Here is a 16,591-nt window from a genome sequence, read left to right as displayed (position 1 = left end):
GTCAGATCAGCCGGTGAACTGAAGGGCAGGGCTCCACGCGGCCCGGAGCGAGGGAGACTCGATGAGCACGACCATGTCCGAAGCCGTCATCGCGGGTGTCGGCGGGGATGCGCTGGAGAAACTGCCTTTGCCCAAGCGGTTCGCCGCGGCGGTGGTGCGTCTGGCTGACATCGGGATGTTCGAGGACGTCGACGACAAGAATGTGCAGAAGTCCCTCATCGTCGACGAGGTCCCGATGCCCGAACTGGCTCCGGACGAGGCACTGGTAGCTGTGATGGCGAGCTCCATCAACTACAACACCGTGTGGACCGCGATGTTCGAGCCGCTCCCGACGTTTCAGTTCCTGAAACAGATGGCAAAGGCCGGGGGATGGGAGCGGCGCCACGACCTGCCCTACCACATCGTGGGGTCGGACGCCGCGGGCGTCATCGTGCGGACAGGGTCGTCGGTGCGCAAGTGGAAGGTCGGAGACCACGTCGTGGTGGCCACCGCCTACGTCGACGACCAGGACCATGACACACATCGGGACGGCATGCTCGGCGAGGGGCAGAAAGCGTGGGGCTTCGAGACGAACTTCGGCGGACTGGCACACTACGCGATCGTGCGGGCAAGCCAGCTGATGCCCAAACCAGGACTGCTCACCTGGGAGGAGGCGGCCGTCAATCCCCTGTGCGCCGGCACCGCGTACCGCATGCTGGTCAGCGATCGCGGAGCGCACATGAAGCAGGGCGATGTGGTGCTGATCTGGGGTGCGACCGGAGGGCTCGGTTCCTACGCGGTGCAGCTCGTCCGTAACGGTGGCGGTATTCCGGTGGGCGTGGTGAACTCCCGCCGGAAGGCTGACCTGCTGCGGTCCCTCGGATGCGAGGTCGTCATCAACCGTTCGGAGATCGACGGGGGAGACGCCACCCTGCTGCAGCGGCCGGAAGGCTGGAAGAAGATCGGCGCCGCCGTGCGCGACGCGCTGGGCGAAGACCCGCACATCGTCTTCGAGCACGTCGGCGAGAAGACGTTCGGTGCCTCGGTCTTTCTCGCCAGACGCGGAGGGACAGTGGTCACGTGCGGTTCCAGTACCGGATACCAGCACAGCTATGACAACCGCTACTTGTGGATGCGACTCAAGCGGATCATCGGAAGCCACGGGGCCAACCTGCATGAGCAGTGGGAGGTCAACCGGTTGCTCAGCATGGGCCGTCTGCTGCCGGCCCTGTCGAAGACATACCCGTTGGAAGAGGCCGCAACGGCTGCCCGGAGCGTCCAGACCAACCAGCACATCGGCAAGGTGGGCGTTCTGTGTCTGGCCCCACGCCCTGGGCTGGGGGTGACGGACCCGCAGGCCAGGGCGCGAGTGGGAGAGGACCGTCTGCGCACTTTCCAGGCTGGATGAGCGCGTCCGATGATCCTGCCGCGACCATGGCGAAGGGCGCCCGCCGGCTCGTGCGGAAGAGCAGCCCTGGCGTTCATCGGGTCCGGCCGAAACGCACGTCGAGCAGGTCCGGCACGGGCGACTCGCCCGTGCGACCGGTCGGTTCGGGGTGGACGGGCGTGAACTCCGTTTTCGGCCCGGTCCCGCACGTTCGAAGGCGTCGCAACCGAACGACTAACCGTCTCCCTGCCCCTGCCCCTGCCCCTGCCCCTGAAGGGCTTTGGTCAGGTGCTGTGCGATGACCTCGACGTGGGGCGGGTCGATGAGCGACAAGTGGTCGCCTTGGACGGGTACGACCTCGAGCGACGGGCACAACGGCGCCCACCCGAGGTCTGGCTCGCTGCGCAGGTAACGAGGGTCGAGCGACGTGGTCAGCCGCTGTGCCTCCTGGGCCCGATAGAGCACGACGGGGTCCGGACAGGGCTGAGGCCGGTACCGCTCTCCGACGCGCGCGTCGATGTAGGACGTCCGCTGGTGCTCCATGATGCCGGGGCTCATGTCGAGGCCGGCTTCGGCGACAAGTCGCATGACCACGTCGATCTGCTGCTCGTCAGGCGTGGCAGCCAGTTCCTCGTAGGGCAGGTCAAGACGGTGGCCGTATGTTTTCTCGATGTACTCGGCGAAGCGGCCGAACCGTTCGAGGAGCAGTTCCCTGGAGTCCAGCCCGGAAAGGGCTGCCGGCAGGATGGTGTCGATGAGCCCGAGGAAGCCCACGGCCTGGTCCGTCTCGCGGAGCTGGCGGGCGACCTCGTAGGCGAGACAGCCGCCGAAGGACCAGCCCAGCAGGTGGTACGGCCCCTTTGGCTGGAGCTCCCGGATGAGACCCAGGTAGTGGGCGGCCTTCTCTTCCATCGTGTGGAGGCGGTCCACGCGCTCGAATCCGTACACGGGCTGTTCCGCCGGAAGTAGCTGGACGAGGGGTCGGTAGACCGATGTCGGGCCACCGGCGGGGTGAAAGGTGAACAGGGCGGGCCGGTGGGTGCCGGGTCGGATGTCGCGGAGGACGCGTAGGACAGACCCGGCCGTTTCGTTCACCGCGGGCCGGATCAGCTCGGCGAGGGTGGCGACGGTGGAGTGGTCAAGCACCTGCTCCTCGGTAAGGGACGGGGCGTCGTCGCCCAGGCGTCGGCGGATGCCCTCCACCAGGTGATGAGCGGTGTGCTGGTCACCACCTGCGGCAAGAAAGTCCTGGTTGACACCTTCCGGCCGCCGTCCGAGGACCTCGCGCCAGACGCCTGCCACCAGACGTTCGGCGGCATCTCGAGGATCCAGCGTGGCCGGCAGCGCAGGGATCGCCTCGCTGCCGACGCCCTCCTGCTCGACGCCTTTCGGCTGAGCGGCTGGTGCCATGTCACCGGTGTCAGCCCCTGCCAGACCCAGCTCCTGCAGTACCGCGTCACCGACGGCACGAAGACTGGCTCCCCGCAGCAGGAGAGGCCCGGGCAACGCCACGGCGAAGTCCTGTTTCACGGCGTTCTGGATCCGCACGGCCATGAGGGAGTCGAGGCCGAGGTCGGTCAGCGGAACGTTCTCGTCCGCGTCCTGGACGGCACCTCCCATGACAGCGACCGTACGCCTGACGAGACGTTCGTAGATTCTGGCGGGAGCAGCTTCGCCGAGCGCAGAGATGCTTCCCGGGCCGCCCCAGTCGTCGTCGGGGAGACCATCGACTCGCAGAACTTCCGCGAAGAACGCGACCGTGTCCAGTCCGGGGAAGGCTTCCAGAGCCCGACGGGCGTCCAGGTGTACCACGCCGGTGTATGTCCTGCCCCGGGTGACGAGCGCCTGGAGGGCGTCCAGCCCTTCGGCCGAGGTGATGGGCTCAAGAGCCACGGCGGGGTTCTGGGGCGCCGCACCCTCGTCGGCCCAGGGGCCCCATGCGATGGCGGTTGCCGGCAGGCCGCAGGCCCGGCGCCGGTGGGCGTGTGCGTCCAGCCAGGCGTTGGCGGTGGCATAGGCCGCCTGTCCGGGAGAGCCGAAGAGGGCGGCGGCGGAGCTGTACACCAGCCACCAGTCGAGATCGTGCCCCGCGGTGGCCGCCTCCAACTGGAGGGCTCCAGTGACCTTCGGCCGGAAGACAGCCTCGATGTCGGACGATTGCAGGTCGGTGATGACGCGGTCGTGGAGCACGGCCGCGGCGTGTGCGACTCCGCACAGGGAATGGCCTTTGGACAGGGCCGCCTCGACCAGACGCGTAGCCACACCGGGCTCAGCCACGTCTCCCTGCACCACGACGAGGGAGGTACCGAGCTCGCCGAGCTCGGTGAGGACGGCCTGCGTCGCGCGGCTCGGGGCGCTGCGGCCGTTCAGGACGATGCGGCCGGCGCCCTGCTGGGCCAACTTTCGCGCCGTCGCCAGCCCGAGGCCGGTCAGTCCTCCTGTCACGATGTAGGCGCCGTCGGAACGCGCGAAGGGCACCCTGGCGCAGGCGTCGTCGGGGCCCGCGGCAGCCAGCCGGGCAATGAAGCGTGTACCTCCGCGCCAGGCCACCTCGTCGGCCTCGCCGTCGGCGAGCAGTTCCTGGGCCAGGTCGTCGACGAGGCCGGGCTGCGGGTCGATGTCCACGAGGGTCGTACGCAGAGCGGGATGCTCCAGGGCCGATACGCGTACCAGACCGCGAAGAGCGGCCAGGTCGGGGTTCCCCGCTTCCCCCGGCAGCACCGTCTGGGCCCGTTCGGTCACCAGCCACAGCCGGGGAAGCGACAGCCGCCGCTCGTCCGAGGCCAGACGCCGGGCGACGTCCGCGGCGGCGTGAAGTCCGCGGCACGCTCCGGGCGGCTCGGGACCGGCCGCCAGGAGCATGATCACGGCAGCCCGCCCGTCGCGTGTCTCCTCCCGCCAGGCGTCCAACAGGCTGCCGCAGGAATCGGCCTGGTGATCCGCGAGCGCCACTTCGACGCCTTGTTCCCGCAGTGCCGACGCGAGGGAAGCGGCCCAGGGGTGGACGCCGCCGCCGGACTGATCCGTCAGCAGCAGGACGTGGGAGGGTGGGGAGGGGAGGGAGACCGGTGCTTTCTCCCACGTGATCTCATACGTGGTTTCGTCGAGCGGCCGCGGAATTTCCCCCGGTTCGACGGCCCGGAGCTGCGTGTCGTGGGCGACGGCCAGCTCCCACCCCCCGGGGCCCTCCGCGTGGATGTCCCACCTGCCGCGGTGGGGTGATCGCCCCCGGGCGTCGCCGGAAGTCGATTCGTCGATACGCGGCAGGCATCGGACCCGGTACTCGCCCCGGGCAGGAGCCCGCAGCCCTACCTGCAGAGACCGCACGAAGACCGGGACGTCTTCCGTCGCGGACGGTGCCTGATCTGCCCCGGGCACCTCCCCGTCCGGGCGGTCGCGACCAGCAGGTGCGTGCAGGACACAATGGAGGAACTCTCCGTGCGGCCATTGGTTCGGTGCGTGCGCCTCATCGCCGGGCACGGGGAAGCCGACCTCGAAGGGAGCGACCCCTCCTGGTTCACGGCGGGCCAGCGGTTCGGGTCTGGTGAGTACGCGGGCAGAGGCATGGCACAGCCAGGCGCCGGAGGACGACCGTGAGTGGATGCCGACGTTTGCCTGATCGTGCCCCTCCGGCTCCCAGACGATGGTGACAGGCGTCCTCGCGGAGACCGGCAGCCAATGGTGCACCGCCAGGTTCTCGATGCGTACCGTCTCGATGGACCTGTCGCTCGTGGCAGTCGCCGCGGTGATCATGAGTTCCGCGCAGACGGGCAGCGAGAGAACGGCTCTGCCGTGCAGCTTGGCCGGTTGCTGGTTCCAGCCGTCGGTGCCGATGTCCCCGTGCCACAGGATACGCTCCGTGCCGGGATCCTCCACCCGCGTACCCAGCATCCCATGGCCGCCTGCGGGGACCGGCCGCCTCGACACGCTGCCCCTGCGGAACCAGTGGGGGACATGACGCCAGGGAGGGCTCGGCACGGCCACCCGCTTGCCGTCCGGCCACAGTTGTCGGGCCAGACCTGGCACGTCGGCCAGGTGGAGCTCCGCAAGTGCGGTGCGCAGCCGCACGCTTTCATCGCTGTCCCGGTGAATCGTCGACAGCGCTCGGCCGTGCCCCGGGGCCACCACGTCAAGAATCTCGGTGACGGGGACGACAGCAATGGGGTGGGGTGAGACCTCCAGGAAGATGTCGTGGCCGTCGGCCGCGGCGGCGGCCACCGCCTGCTGGAAGCGAACGGGGTGGCGGGCGTTGGCGCACCAGTAGTCCGCATCTGCATGGATGCCGGCGCGCGCGTCGTCGAGGACCGTCCCGTACCAGGGGATGGTCGCGGTGCGTGGGCTGACGCCGTCGAGGGCGTCTCGCAGGGCTGGAAGGACGGGATCGACTGCCGGTGAATGTCCGGCGCCGCCGACAGCGAGGAGCCGGGCGAGTCGTCCCTGCGCCTCGACTTCCTCGACCACGCGCGCAACAGATTCGCTGGGACCCGTGACGGTACAACGCCGCGGCGAGGCGTACACCGCGATGCCGACATCCGGATAGCGGTCGAGGACGTCCGCGCGGGTTTCCTCCGGCAGCTCCACGGCAGCCATCGCGCCGGCCTGCTCCTGGTCGATGGCCGCGAGCCGGGTGGACCGGTTGAGGATCACTCGTAGGCCGTCGCGGGTGTCAAGGGCGCCGGCGAACACGGCCGCACTCACTTCTCCCATCGAGTGTCCGATGACAGCGGCGGGTTCGACGCCGTAGGCGCGCAACGTGTCAGCCAGGGCGAGCTGTAGACCGAAGAGGAGCGGCTGCGTGAGGTCGACGCTCGTGCCCTGGTCCGTGCGGGAGATGAGATCCGTCAGGGAGCTGCCGGTCTCCGCCTCGAAGACCGGGTCCTGTTCGCGTACGGCAGCGGCGAAGAAGGGATCGTCGCGCAGCAGCCCGCGGCCCATTCCGTTCCACTGCGAGCCGTAACCGGAGAAGACGAGGACCGGTCTTCTCGGCGTCTTCCGGTCCGCTTCCGAGTCCTGTGCCGTCCGTGGTGGTACGACGCACGTCGGGGTCTCGCCCTTGGCGAGCGCCGCGAGTGCCGCGGTGAGGTCTTGCCGCCCCCGGCCGACGACGGCGGCGCCTGCCGGTCCCCGGCGTTGGTGGGCCAGCGTATGGCAGACATCGGCGAGCGGCAGGGTACGGCCCCGCGCGTTCAGCCAATGGGCGAGACCGGTGGCAACGTCGCCGAGCCGGTCCTGCGAGCGTGCCGTGACCACGAGGATGTGCGGGACACCCTCGGCGGTTTCCTCGGCGCGCGGGGAAGCCGGCTGGGGCGCCTGCTCGAGGACGGCATGAGCGTTGGTGCCCCCGAAGCCGAAGGCCGATACGCCCGCCAGGGCGGGGCGTCGCCCCGGTTCCGGCCAGCGAGTCGGCTCAGCGACGACGCGCAGGCCCAGCTCAGCGAAGTCGACGTGCGGGTTGGGGCTTTGGAAGTGGAGGCTGGCAGGCAGCTTTCCGTGGTGAAGCGAAAGCACCGTCTTGATCAGGCCGACGATCCCCGCTGCGCCCTCCAGATGCGCCAGGTTGCTTTTGACCGAGCCGATCAGCAGCGGTTGGTCGGCCGGGCGGCCACGGCCCAGGACAGCGCCCAGGGCTCCCGCCTCGATGGGGTCGCCCAGCAGCGTTCCCGTGCCGTGAGCCTCGACATAACCGATGTCGGCTGCTTCCGTGCCGGCGTCGCGCAGTGCGCTGCGCAGCAGTGCTTCCTGGGCGACCGGATTGGGTGCCATGAGCCCGGCTGAGCGGCCGTCGGAGTTGACTGCTGTTCCGCGGATGACTGCCAGAACCCTGTCACCGTCGCGCTGGGCGTCGGTCAGCCGTTTGAGGACGACGACGCCGCATCCCTCCCCGCGCACGATGCCGTCGGCCCTCGCGTCGAACGGCTTGCATCTGCCGTCCGGTGCCAACGCGCCGACCTGGTCGAAGTTGGCGGTGATGGCCGGCGAGAGCAGCACATTGACCCCAGCGGCCAGAGCGGTGTCGCATTCGCCGTCGCGGAGACTGCGGCACGCCAGGTGCACGGCGACCAGGGACGAGGAACAAGCGGTGTCGATCGTCATGCTGGGGCCGCGAAGGTCGAGCAGGTACGACATACGGTTTGCGGCGATGCTGCCCGCCGCCCCGGTGCTCGTCCACGGCGTGACTCCTGACAGATCGGCCGTGGTGAGATGCCCGTACTCGAGCGCGCTGAGGCCTACGAATACGCCGGTGGCGCTGCCTTGGAGGGCCGAGAGCGAGAGTCCGGCGTGATCGAGGGCCTCGCATCCCACCTCGAGCAGCATTCTTTGCTGAGGGTCCATGACTTCGGCTTCGTCGGGCGTGATCCCGAAGAAGTCCGCGTCGAAGCCCGCGAGGTCTTCCAGGAAAGCGCCCCAACGAGTGGTACGTGCCAGCGCCGCCGTGGTCTCGGACGTCCCGTCGTCGAAGAACTGCCAGCGTTCATCCGGAACCTGGCCCACAGCGTCCGTACCTGCGAGCAGTCCCTCCCAGAAGGCGTCAGGCCCGTTGATGCCACCGGGGAGACGGCATCCGATACCGACCACCGCGATCGCGTCGGCGCCGGTACGGTCGGTACCCTTGGCCACCGTCTCGGTGCGGGTGCTCTGTTCGCGCGGTTGTCCTGATGCCAGGCTGCGGACCAGTTGCTCGATGCTCGGGTTCTCCCACACCAAGGTGGCGGGAAGCGTCCTGTCGAGCAGCTCTTCCAGCCGTCCGCTGAGACCGACCGCGTCGCGCGAGGTCAGTCCGTACTCGGTCAGGGGCCGCTCGTCGTCGAGTTCGTCGCCGGGTACGCCGCACAGATCCGCGATCAGACGACGCAGCATGGAGCGGATTTCGGTGGCGGTCGGTGCCTCGATACCCGCGGTCCCCGGCGGAGGCGTGTCCCCGGTGCTCGGCGGCTGCGATTCCGCCTCCCCTCCTGGTGCGGTGGTCATGCGGTACCAGATCCCTTCAGTGTCGCGTTCTTCGTAGCCGTCCAGGTGCCGGCGAGGTATTGCGCGCGGCAGGCGCTGCGGGCAACTTTGCCGCTGGTGGTGCGGGGTACGGAGCCGGGTGGGACGTAGACGAAGTCATGAACGGCGATACCGTGGGTGGCTGAGACAGCTCCGCGTACGGCCCGCGTCACCTCGTCGAGATGCGTGTGCGGGTCCGTGACGGCAGGGGAGTGCTCGGCGACGACGACCAGCCTTTCGCTCTCGTCGGTGGACACGGCGAACGCGGCCGTGTGGTGGCGTCGGACAGCGGGGTGTGCGCTTTCCACGGTGAGCTCGATGTCGTGTGGATAGTGGTTCGTACCATCGACGATCACCAGGTCCTTCATTCGACCCGTGACATAGAGCTGCTTGTCGTGCCACATGCCCAGATCGCCCGTGCGCAGCCAACGCTGTGCCGGATCAGCCGGGTCTCCGTCCTCCATGACGGCGCCGAAGGACTCCCCGTCCAGCGCGCGTCCCCAGTAGCCGCGTCCGATGTTCGGGCCACGTACCCAGATCTCCCCGATTGCCCCGTCCTCCTGTCGGCGGCCGGTGGCAGGGTCGACGATGGCCACTTCCTGATCAGTCGGTCGGCCGCAGGCGACCAGTTCGGTGATGAATCCGCCTTCCGTCGGTTCAGCGACACGCGCGGTGCCCTGCGCCAGCAGGTTTCGGTCGAAGGAGGTGACGGTCGGTTCCTCCCCGGCAGGCGACGCCGCGACGAACACGGTGGCTTCCGCGAGACCGTAGGAGGGGCGCATGGCGGTCCTGTGCATGCCGGACGACGCGAAGGCTTCATGGAAGCGCTCGAGAGTCCGCGGGCTGACGGGCTCGCTGCCGTTGATCATGCCGGCGACCGTTCCCAGGGACAGGCCGGTCCGTTCCTCGGGTGGCACTCGATGAACGCAGTAGTCGTAGGCGAAGTTCGGTGCGGCTGTGAGGGCTCCGTCATGGAGAGTGAGTAGGCGGAGCCAGCGGACCGGCTGCTGGACGAAATCCAGCGGATCCATGATGACGGACCGCATGCGGCCCACGACCGGCATGGCGATCCCCAGCATCAGACCCATGTCGTGATACAGCGGAAGCCAGCTCACCGCGCAGTTGCGACCTCTGCGGACGTCATACGCTTCCATCGCCTGCCGCGCGTTGACGCAGACATTGGCATGGGTGATCTCCACCCCTGACGGCATCCTCGTCGATCCTGACGTGTACTGCAGGTAGGCGCAGTCCTCGGGCTGGGGTTCCCGGGCTGTCCGAGCTTCCGTACCTGCTGTTCCAGCAGTGCGCGTCAGGTCTTCGACGCTCACGACGCGCAAACGGGGAGCAATGCCGTGGCCGGCGCAGAAGTCGGCCACCGCTTCCCGTTGCTCGGAGGCGGAGATGGCAACGGAGGGTGCCGCATCGGCCAGCACAGCCGCCAGTTTCTCGCCGTGGCCGGGCAGGTCCGGTGGGAAGAGCGGCACGGCAATCGCGCCCGCGCAGACGGCACCCAGGAATCCGACCACGTAGTCGGGGCCCTGCGGTGCGACGATGGCTACTCGCTCGCCTACCGCACCCGCCCGGCGCAGCCCTGCCGCCACCGCCCGTACCCGTGTGTCCAGTTCGTTCCACGTCAGCTCGACCGAGGTCCCGTCCCTGTTGGCGCCGAAGTCCACAAAGGCGAAGGCCGCCTCATCGGGGGCCTGCCGGGCGGAGAGTGCCAAATGGCCACTGAGGGTATTGCCCGTGGCTGACGACATTTGATCACCATGCCTTGATAGGGGTCGGACAGCATGACAGGGTTTTCCACGGCCGGCCGATTCCGAGGCGCGCCCCGTGCGGCACAGGGAAGGATGGGTACGGGCGTGCTTCCGTTCCTTCCGGCATGCCGGAGAGGCCCCGTATTCAGCGTTAGCGAAACATGAACTTATGGTATTGACATGACGACACGCGGGGTCCGCCGTACGGAGATCCTCATTCGCATCCATGCTGCGCACAGGGCGGAAGGGAGGAGCGCAAGGGAAGGGCAGCCAGGCGGAATGAACAAGCGTGGCGTGTCCGCTTGAGTCCGTTGGTCCTCTCCGTACGATGTATTCCTGCTCCACTTGTTCGAGCCCGCTCGGGCTGCTCCCGCCCCCGTCGATCGGGGTCGACTTCCGGGGTATGGTTGATGAGTCGACTGCGCGGATTCGGCGTTCTGGTGGCGATCACCCTGCCGTCCTTCATGACGGCTGTCGACAACACCATTGTCAACGTCGCTTTTCCGCAAATCCAAGAGGAGTTGAACCTCGGCGAGTCCGGCCTCAAGTGGGTCGCGACGGTGTACCCCCTCACCTTTTCCAGCTTCCTGCTGCTGGGGGGCCGCTGTGTGGACTCCAGAGGGCGGCGCCCCACGCAAGTGTCGGGCATCGCCCTCTTCACGGCTTCGTCACTGCTGTGCAGCGTAGCCACCAACGGTCCGGACCTGATCGTCTACCGGGCGCTGCAAGGGGTGGGAGCGGCGCTCATCATGCCAGCTTCACTAGCGGTGCTGTCCCACGACCTGCCCTCCGGCGCGCGAAATGCCGGCATCAGCGCGCTGACCGGGGCACTGGCCACCGCACTTGCCTGCGGTCCCGTGATCTCCGGAATTATCACAGAACACCTGGGATGGAACTGGCTGTTCGCGATCAACGTGCCGCTCGGCGTTCTTTCCCTGCTCGTCACGGTTGCGGCGATTCCTCGCGCCGCCACACCCGGCGGGGCTGTCCTGCGGCAGGCCCCAAGCTCCGCCCTTCCTCTCCGCACAGTGATGCTGGCCTGTCTTTTCTTTGGCGGATTCGCCTATTGCCTGATCGAGGGGCCTCATTACGGTTTCACGGCCGCCAGAATCCTTCTTCCTGGAAGCGTGTCCCTCATCTGCTTGATTATCGTCGTGGTAACGGAATCATCGAGCAGGAGAACACTGCTTGCTGATCTGCTTCGTCGGCGGGCGTTTGCGGGAGGAATCGTCACCCAGTTGCTGTGGGGCCTGGGAGTCACTGGCGTCTTCTTCTTCACTTCGCAATTCCTGCAGAATGTGCTGGATTTCAGCCCGACGTCCGCCGGCCTGACCTTCACGCCAGTGGCGTCAGCCTTGCTCGTGACCGCTGTACTGGTCCCGAAGATGGTCCGGCGGTGGGGTGAGGGCCGGGTGTCGGCAGTGGGATTGCTACTTGTGGCCCTGGGGCTGTTGCTCGTGGCCCGCGGCAGCGCCGCGGGCGGCTTCACCGACCTGCTGCCCGGGCTGACCGGTATCGGCATCGGCTCCGCCATGGCGGTTCCCTTGACGACGCGGGCTCTGGAGGCTGCCCCTGACCATGCGTCAGGTATCGCCGCGGGCTTGTTCAGCGCCACCCGCGAAGCCTCGGGCGTCCTTGGCGTCGCCGTGGTCGGTGTGATCGTCACGTACCGGCAACACTCGGCGGCTTCCGCGGGGGCCCACGTCGGCGCGGCATTTCTGGCGGGATACCAAGCGGGGCTCTACACCGCTGCCGCGCTGGTTGCGGCTGGCGCGCCGGTGGCCTTGTGGACGTTGCACAGTCGCCGACCACCGACTGCGCATGTGATCAGCGGCGCTTCACCGCCGCCGAAGGCCGGGTGCGCAGGCGGTGGGCCCCGGCCTTGATGTTAAGACACCGTTTCTGATGGCGTGATCGCTAGTCGAGTCGTGCATGACGGATCTGGTGGAGCGGTTGGTACCGGACGAGTTGTGGACGCTGTTTCGGCGGGTGGTCCCGCCGACAGAGGTCATACGCCCGCAGGGCGGCGGCAAACGGAGGACCGGCGACCGCGAATGCCTGGCGGCGATCATCTTCGTAGCCATCTCAAAGTGCACCTGGCGGCAGTCGCCCCCGGTGTTCGGCCCCGCATGGCCGACGGTCTACCGGCGTTTCGCCCGGTGGAGCCAGGACCGGGTCTGGGCCCGGCTCAACCGCGTCCACCTGGACGAGCTCGGCGCCAGAGGCGAGCTGGACTGGTCGCGGTGCGCCATCGACTCCGTCAGCCTCCGGGCCGCAAAAGGGGGCCACTGACCGGACCGAATTCGACCGACCGCGGCAAGAACGGATCGAAGATCCACCTGATCACGGACCGGAACGGTCTACCTCTGTCGCTGGGCATCTCCGGCGCCAACATGCACGACAGCCTCGGTCTGAAGCCGCTTGTACGGGGGATCCCGCCGATCCGCTCTCGGCGCGGCCCGCGCCGTCGACGACCGGCCAAGCTCCACGCCGACAAGGGATACGACTACGACCACCTGCGCCGATGGCTCCGCAAGCGCGGCATCCGCCACCGCATTGCTCGCAAAGGCATCGAGTCCTCGCAGTGGCTGGGCCGACACCGCTGAGTCGTCGAGGGGACGGTGTCCGGCTCGCCGGCTGCCGACGCCTGCACCGCCGCTACGAGCGCAAGGCCGAACACTTCCTGGCCTTCGTCGGCATAGCCGCAGCCCTTATCTGTCACCGGCGTCTGGCCAGGACGTAACAGCGAGGACAGCGGTGATCCGGCTGGATACGCTCACCTGTCATGACCAGCCGAAAGGTGCCGTGTTGAGCCAGTACTTCGATATAGGCGACGAGACTCTGTGGAACCCGTCCAACGGAGCTTCCCGTCTGTTCCAACGCCAAGTATCGGTCTTCGAGGCGGAGCTGGAGCTCTCATCCGGCATCGGGCCGATGGAGAACGACGAGTGCCAGATCGACCCGGTCATCTTCGAGATCTTCGTCAACGCCCTACTGGCGCAGCACCGAAGAACAAGCCATGCCATAGTGCTTGCGCTCTCCGAGGGGTTCACCGCCACCGTGCTGGTTCTCGCGGAGCGCGCAGGGATCAGGGTGGACTGGGCACAGTTCGGGTCCGCCCCGGATGGCGCACTCGAAGGTACACAGATCTCCGCAGCCACAGGGATGTCCGCTCCGGCCGAAGGGCGTACCTGGGGTGCGGGACTGTGCGAGAAGGCACGGGAGCTCGGGCAGCACATGCCTCGCTGACCAGAGCAACCGGGTCCGCCGATCGCTTGCCCACCGATGCAGTCCACCAAGAGAAACGGTGTCTTAGCCCGGGCTTGGCCCGGAAATGCCCCGTAACAGCTGATCGGGGGTGGGGTACCAGTGGGAGAAATCGGGAGTAAGGTCGAATTTCGCCTCGCGAACTAGGCGCACCCGGACATGGGCGCCTGACGGGCATCTGCCCAGATCAGGCGCCCTTTTTCTATGCCTAGAAGAAGCCCAGCTTCTTCGGCGAGTACGACACCAGCAAATTCTTCGTCTGCTGGTAGTGGTCCAGCATCATCTTGTGGTTCTCGCGGCCGATGCCGGAGCCCTTGTAGCCGCCGAACGCGGCGTGTGCGGGGTACGCGTGGTAGCAGTTCGTCCAGACGCGGCCCGCCTGGATGGAACGGCCCGCCCGGTAGGCCGTGTTGGCGTCCCGTGTCCACACACCGGCCCCAAGGCCGTACAACGTGTCGTTGGCGATCTTGATCGCGTCGTCGAAGTCGTCGAACGACGTGACGGACACGACCGGCCCGAAGATCTCCTCCTGGAAGATCCGCATACGGTTGTCGCCCTCGAAGATCGTCGGCTGGACGTAGTAGCCGCCCTTCAACTCGCCACCGTGATCGATGCGTTCCCCGCCTGTGAGGACCTTGGCCCCTTCCTGCCTGCCGATGTCCAGGTAGGAGAGGATCTTCTCCAACTGGTCGTTGGACGCCTGCGCCCCGATCATGGTGTCGGTGTCCAGCGGGTGCCCCGTCCTGATCTGCTCCGTGCGGGCCACGGCCGCCTCGAGGAACTCGGCGTAGTGCCCACGCTGCACCAGCGCCCGCGACGGGCACGTGCACACCTCGCCCTGGTTGAGCGCGAACATCGTGAAGCCTTCGAGGGCCTTGTCGCGAAAGTCGTCGTTCGCCGACCACACGTCGTCGAAGAAGATGTTCGGCGACTTGCCACCGAGTTCGAGCGTCACCGGCGTGATGTTCTCCGAGGCGTACTGCATGATCAGACGCCCCGTCGTCGTCTCACCCGTGAACGCCACCTTCGCCACCCGCGGACTCAACGCCAGCGGCTTGCCCGCCTCCACCCCGAACCCGTTGACGATGTTCACGACACCCGGCGGCAGCAGGTCCGCGACCAGGCTCAGCCAGACATGGATCGACGCCGGAGTCTGCTCCGCAGGCTTGAGCACGACCGCGTTGCCCGCCGCCAGCGCCGGCGCCAGCTTCCACGTCGCCATGAGGATCGGGAAGTTCCACGGGATGATCTGCGCGACCACCCCCAGCGGCTCGTGGAAGTGGTACGCCACCGTGTCGTCGTCGAGCTCCGCCAGCGAACCCTCCTGCGCGCGCACCACCCCCGCGAAGTACCGGAAGTGGTCGATGGCGAGCGGGATGTCGGCGGCCAGCGTCTCTCGCACCGGCTTGCCGTTCTCCCAGCTCTCGGCGACCGCCAGCTTCTCCAGGTTCGCCTCCATCCGGTCGGCGATCTTCCGCAGGATGTCCGAACGCTCCGTCACCGACGTACGACCCCAGCCGGGCGCGGCCGCGTGCGCCGCGTCCAACGCCCGCTCCACGTCCTCACTCGTACCTCGCGCGATCTCCGTGAACGGCAGCCCGTTCACCGGACTCGGGTTCTCGAAGTACTGCCCGCGCACCGGCGGCACGTACTCACCGCCGATGAAGTGGTCGTACCGCGCCTCGTAGGAGACGACCGCGCCATCCGTACCAGGTGCTGCGAAACGGGTCATGGAAAATCTGCCTCCCCAGAAGCGCCACCCGCCGTTGGGCGGCTCTCGTGTGGAGGCTAGGAATCCGACGGTTGCAACGACGTTGCGCCGCGACCCGTGGCGAGGACGCCTCCGCCCTCCCGCACGCGGCTCCCTCCCCTCCCCCTCCCGCCCTCTCCGTCCTTCCGCCCCGCCGTTTCTCAGGTACGTCTCCGATGGGCCCATCCCGTCGGCGCCCTCAGCTCCGTCTCCAGTTCCCGCAACCGCACACGTACCGCCGGTGTGGGCCGTACGGCCGCGAGTGCGCGCCATACGTCAAGGTCCTCCTCGCCCCAGGGCGCGTGCGCCCAGTCGGCCAGCAGGTCGGGATCGCGGCGGGCCATGAGAGCCGTGCGCAGCCCCTCGGCGAGCCTGTGGCGCAGTCGGGCGACCGCCGGGGCCTGCGAACCGGGCAGCAGCGGACCTGTGTACGCCGTCGCGGCCGACGTCACCGCACCCGTCTCCAACCTCCGCTCCACGACCGCCACATCGGACTCCACCGGAACCAGCAGCCGGTACGGACGCGAACCGAGCAACCCGGGGCCGAGCAGTCTGCGCAGCCTCGCCAGCTCGGCCCGCAATGTCACCGGCGTCACCGACTCGTCCTCGTACAGGGCACAGAGCAACTCGTCGCCGGAGAGCCCTTCCGGATGCCGGGCGAGCAGCACCAGGATCTCGCTGTGCCGTCGGCTGAGCCTCACCTTCCTTCCCGACACCAGGAGTTGCGCCTCGTCCCGACCGAGGGCCGTCAGCTCCAGCGCGTCGGCAGGGGCGCCGGGCGGTGCGAGCAGGGCCAACTGGGACTCGGCGGCCCGAGCCACCGCCTGCACGAAACCGAGACTGTGCGGGTGTGCCAGCCGGTCGCCGCCCGTGATGTCGATCGCGCCGAGCACCCGTCCGGTGCGCGGATCGTGCACCGGCGCGGCCGCACACGTCCAAGGCTGCACTTGCCGTATGAAGTGCTCGGCCGCGAAGACCTGCACCGGCCGGTCGACGGCGACGGCCGTACCTGGCGCGTTGGTCCCGACCTCGGACTCCGCCCAGCGCGCCCCCGGCACGAAGTTCATCCCGTCCGCCCGGCGTCTGGTCGCCGGATGTCCCTCCACCCACAACAGCCTGCCGTGCGCGTCGCACACGGCCAGCAGATGCTCGCCGTCCGCCGCGAACGTGCCCAGCAACTCACGGACCAGCGGCATCACGCTGGCCAGGGGATGCTCCGCACGGTAGGAACCGAGGTCGCCGTCGGTCAGTTCCACACGCGCGGTGCCCTCCGGTCCGACGCCGGCTTTCGCGGAGCGCCGCCACGAATCGGCCACCACGGAACGGACCGGCCGCGTCACCGCGCCGCCCTGGGTGAACGCCTCGTGCGCACGACGCAGCACCCGCACTCGCTCGACAGGGTCGGCTCCCGGCTCCAGAGCCACCCATGGATCGGTCAACTCGGCCTCCCGGCAGTCCGTG

At 68.2% G+C, this 16,591-nt stretch carries 7 protein-coding genes and 1 pseudogene; 4 read left to right on the top strand and 4 right to left on the bottom strand.

Going from position 1 to position 16,591, the window contains the following annotated elements; translation table 11 throughout:
- Positions 1 to 61 precede the first annotated feature (61 nt).
- A complete protein-coding gene (ccrA, locus tag ACZ4Z3_RS16575) occupies positions 62 to 1,387 on the top strand; it encodes a crotonyl-CoA carboxylase/reductase (RefSeq protein ID WP_468501657.1) in 1,326 nt (441 codons plus the stop codon).
- Between the two features lie 213 nt (positions 1,388 to 1,600).
- Here the strand turns inward: ccrA and ACZ4Z3_RS16570 are convergent, their stop codons facing one another.
- Both ACZ4Z3_RS16570 and ACZ4Z3_RS16565 read right to left on the bottom strand, forming a co-directional pair.
- Entirely contained in the window at positions 1,601 to 8,335 is a 6,735-nt protein-coding gene (locus ACZ4Z3_RS16570; protein WP_468501656.1) for an SDR family NAD(P)-dependent oxidoreductase, read from the bottom strand.
- Entirely contained in the window at positions 8,332 to 10,113 is a 1,782-nt protein-coding gene (locus tag ACZ4Z3_RS16565; protein ID WP_468501655.1) for a fatty acyl-AMP ligase, read from the bottom strand. The genes ACZ4Z3_RS16570 and ACZ4Z3_RS16565 overlap by 4 nt, the downstream gene beginning before the upstream one ends.
- 410 nt (positions 10,114 to 10,523) lie before the next feature.
- On the opposite strand from ACZ4Z3_RS16565, the gene ACZ4Z3_RS16560 reads away from it, so the two are divergent.
- From ACZ4Z3_RS16560 to ACZ4Z3_RS16550, 3 genes and pseudogenes are all read left to right on the top strand, one after another.
- On the top strand, positions 10,524 to 11,999 hold the full coding sequence (locus ACZ4Z3_RS16560; RefSeq protein WP_468501654.1) for an MFS transporter: 1,476 nt from the start codon (positions 10,524 to 10,526) through the stop codon (positions 11,997 to 11,999).
- A gap of 46 nt (positions 12,000 to 12,045) precedes the next feature.
- A pseudogene (locus tag ACZ4Z3_RS16555) lies at positions 12,046 to 12,856 on the top strand (IS5 family transposase).
- Positions 12,857 to 12,870: 14 nt separating this feature from the next.
- On the top strand, positions 12,871 to 13,362 hold the full coding sequence (locus ACZ4Z3_RS16550) for a DUF6086 family protein (RefSeq protein ID WP_468501653.1): 492 nt from the start codon (positions 12,871 to 12,873) through the stop codon (positions 13,360 to 13,362).
- Between the two features lie 226 nt (positions 13,363 to 13,588).
- Here the strand turns inward: ACZ4Z3_RS16550 and adh are convergent, their stop codons facing one another.
- Together adh and ACZ4Z3_RS16540 are read right to left on the bottom strand one after the other, a co-directional pair.
- Positions 13,589 to 15,112 (bottom strand): aldehyde dehydrogenase, encoded by a 1,524-nt coding sequence (gene adh, locus ACZ4Z3_RS16545; RefSeq protein ID WP_468501652.1) that lies wholly within the window; start codon positions 15,110 to 15,112, stop codon positions 13,589 to 13,591.
- Between the two features lie 179 nt (positions 15,113 to 15,291).
- Positions 15,292 to 16,569, bottom strand: coding sequence for a helix-turn-helix domain-containing protein (locus ACZ4Z3_RS16540; RefSeq protein WP_468501651.1), 1,278 nt, complete (start codon positions 16,567 to 16,569; stop codon positions 15,292 to 15,294).
- Between the last annotated feature and the right edge of the window lie 22 nt (positions 16,570 to 16,591).

The organism is Streptomyces sp. NPDC030296, assembly GCF_055572815.1.
Note: the sequence above shows the minus strand (reverse complement) of the source record. Positions and strands in the feature narration are given on the sequence as shown.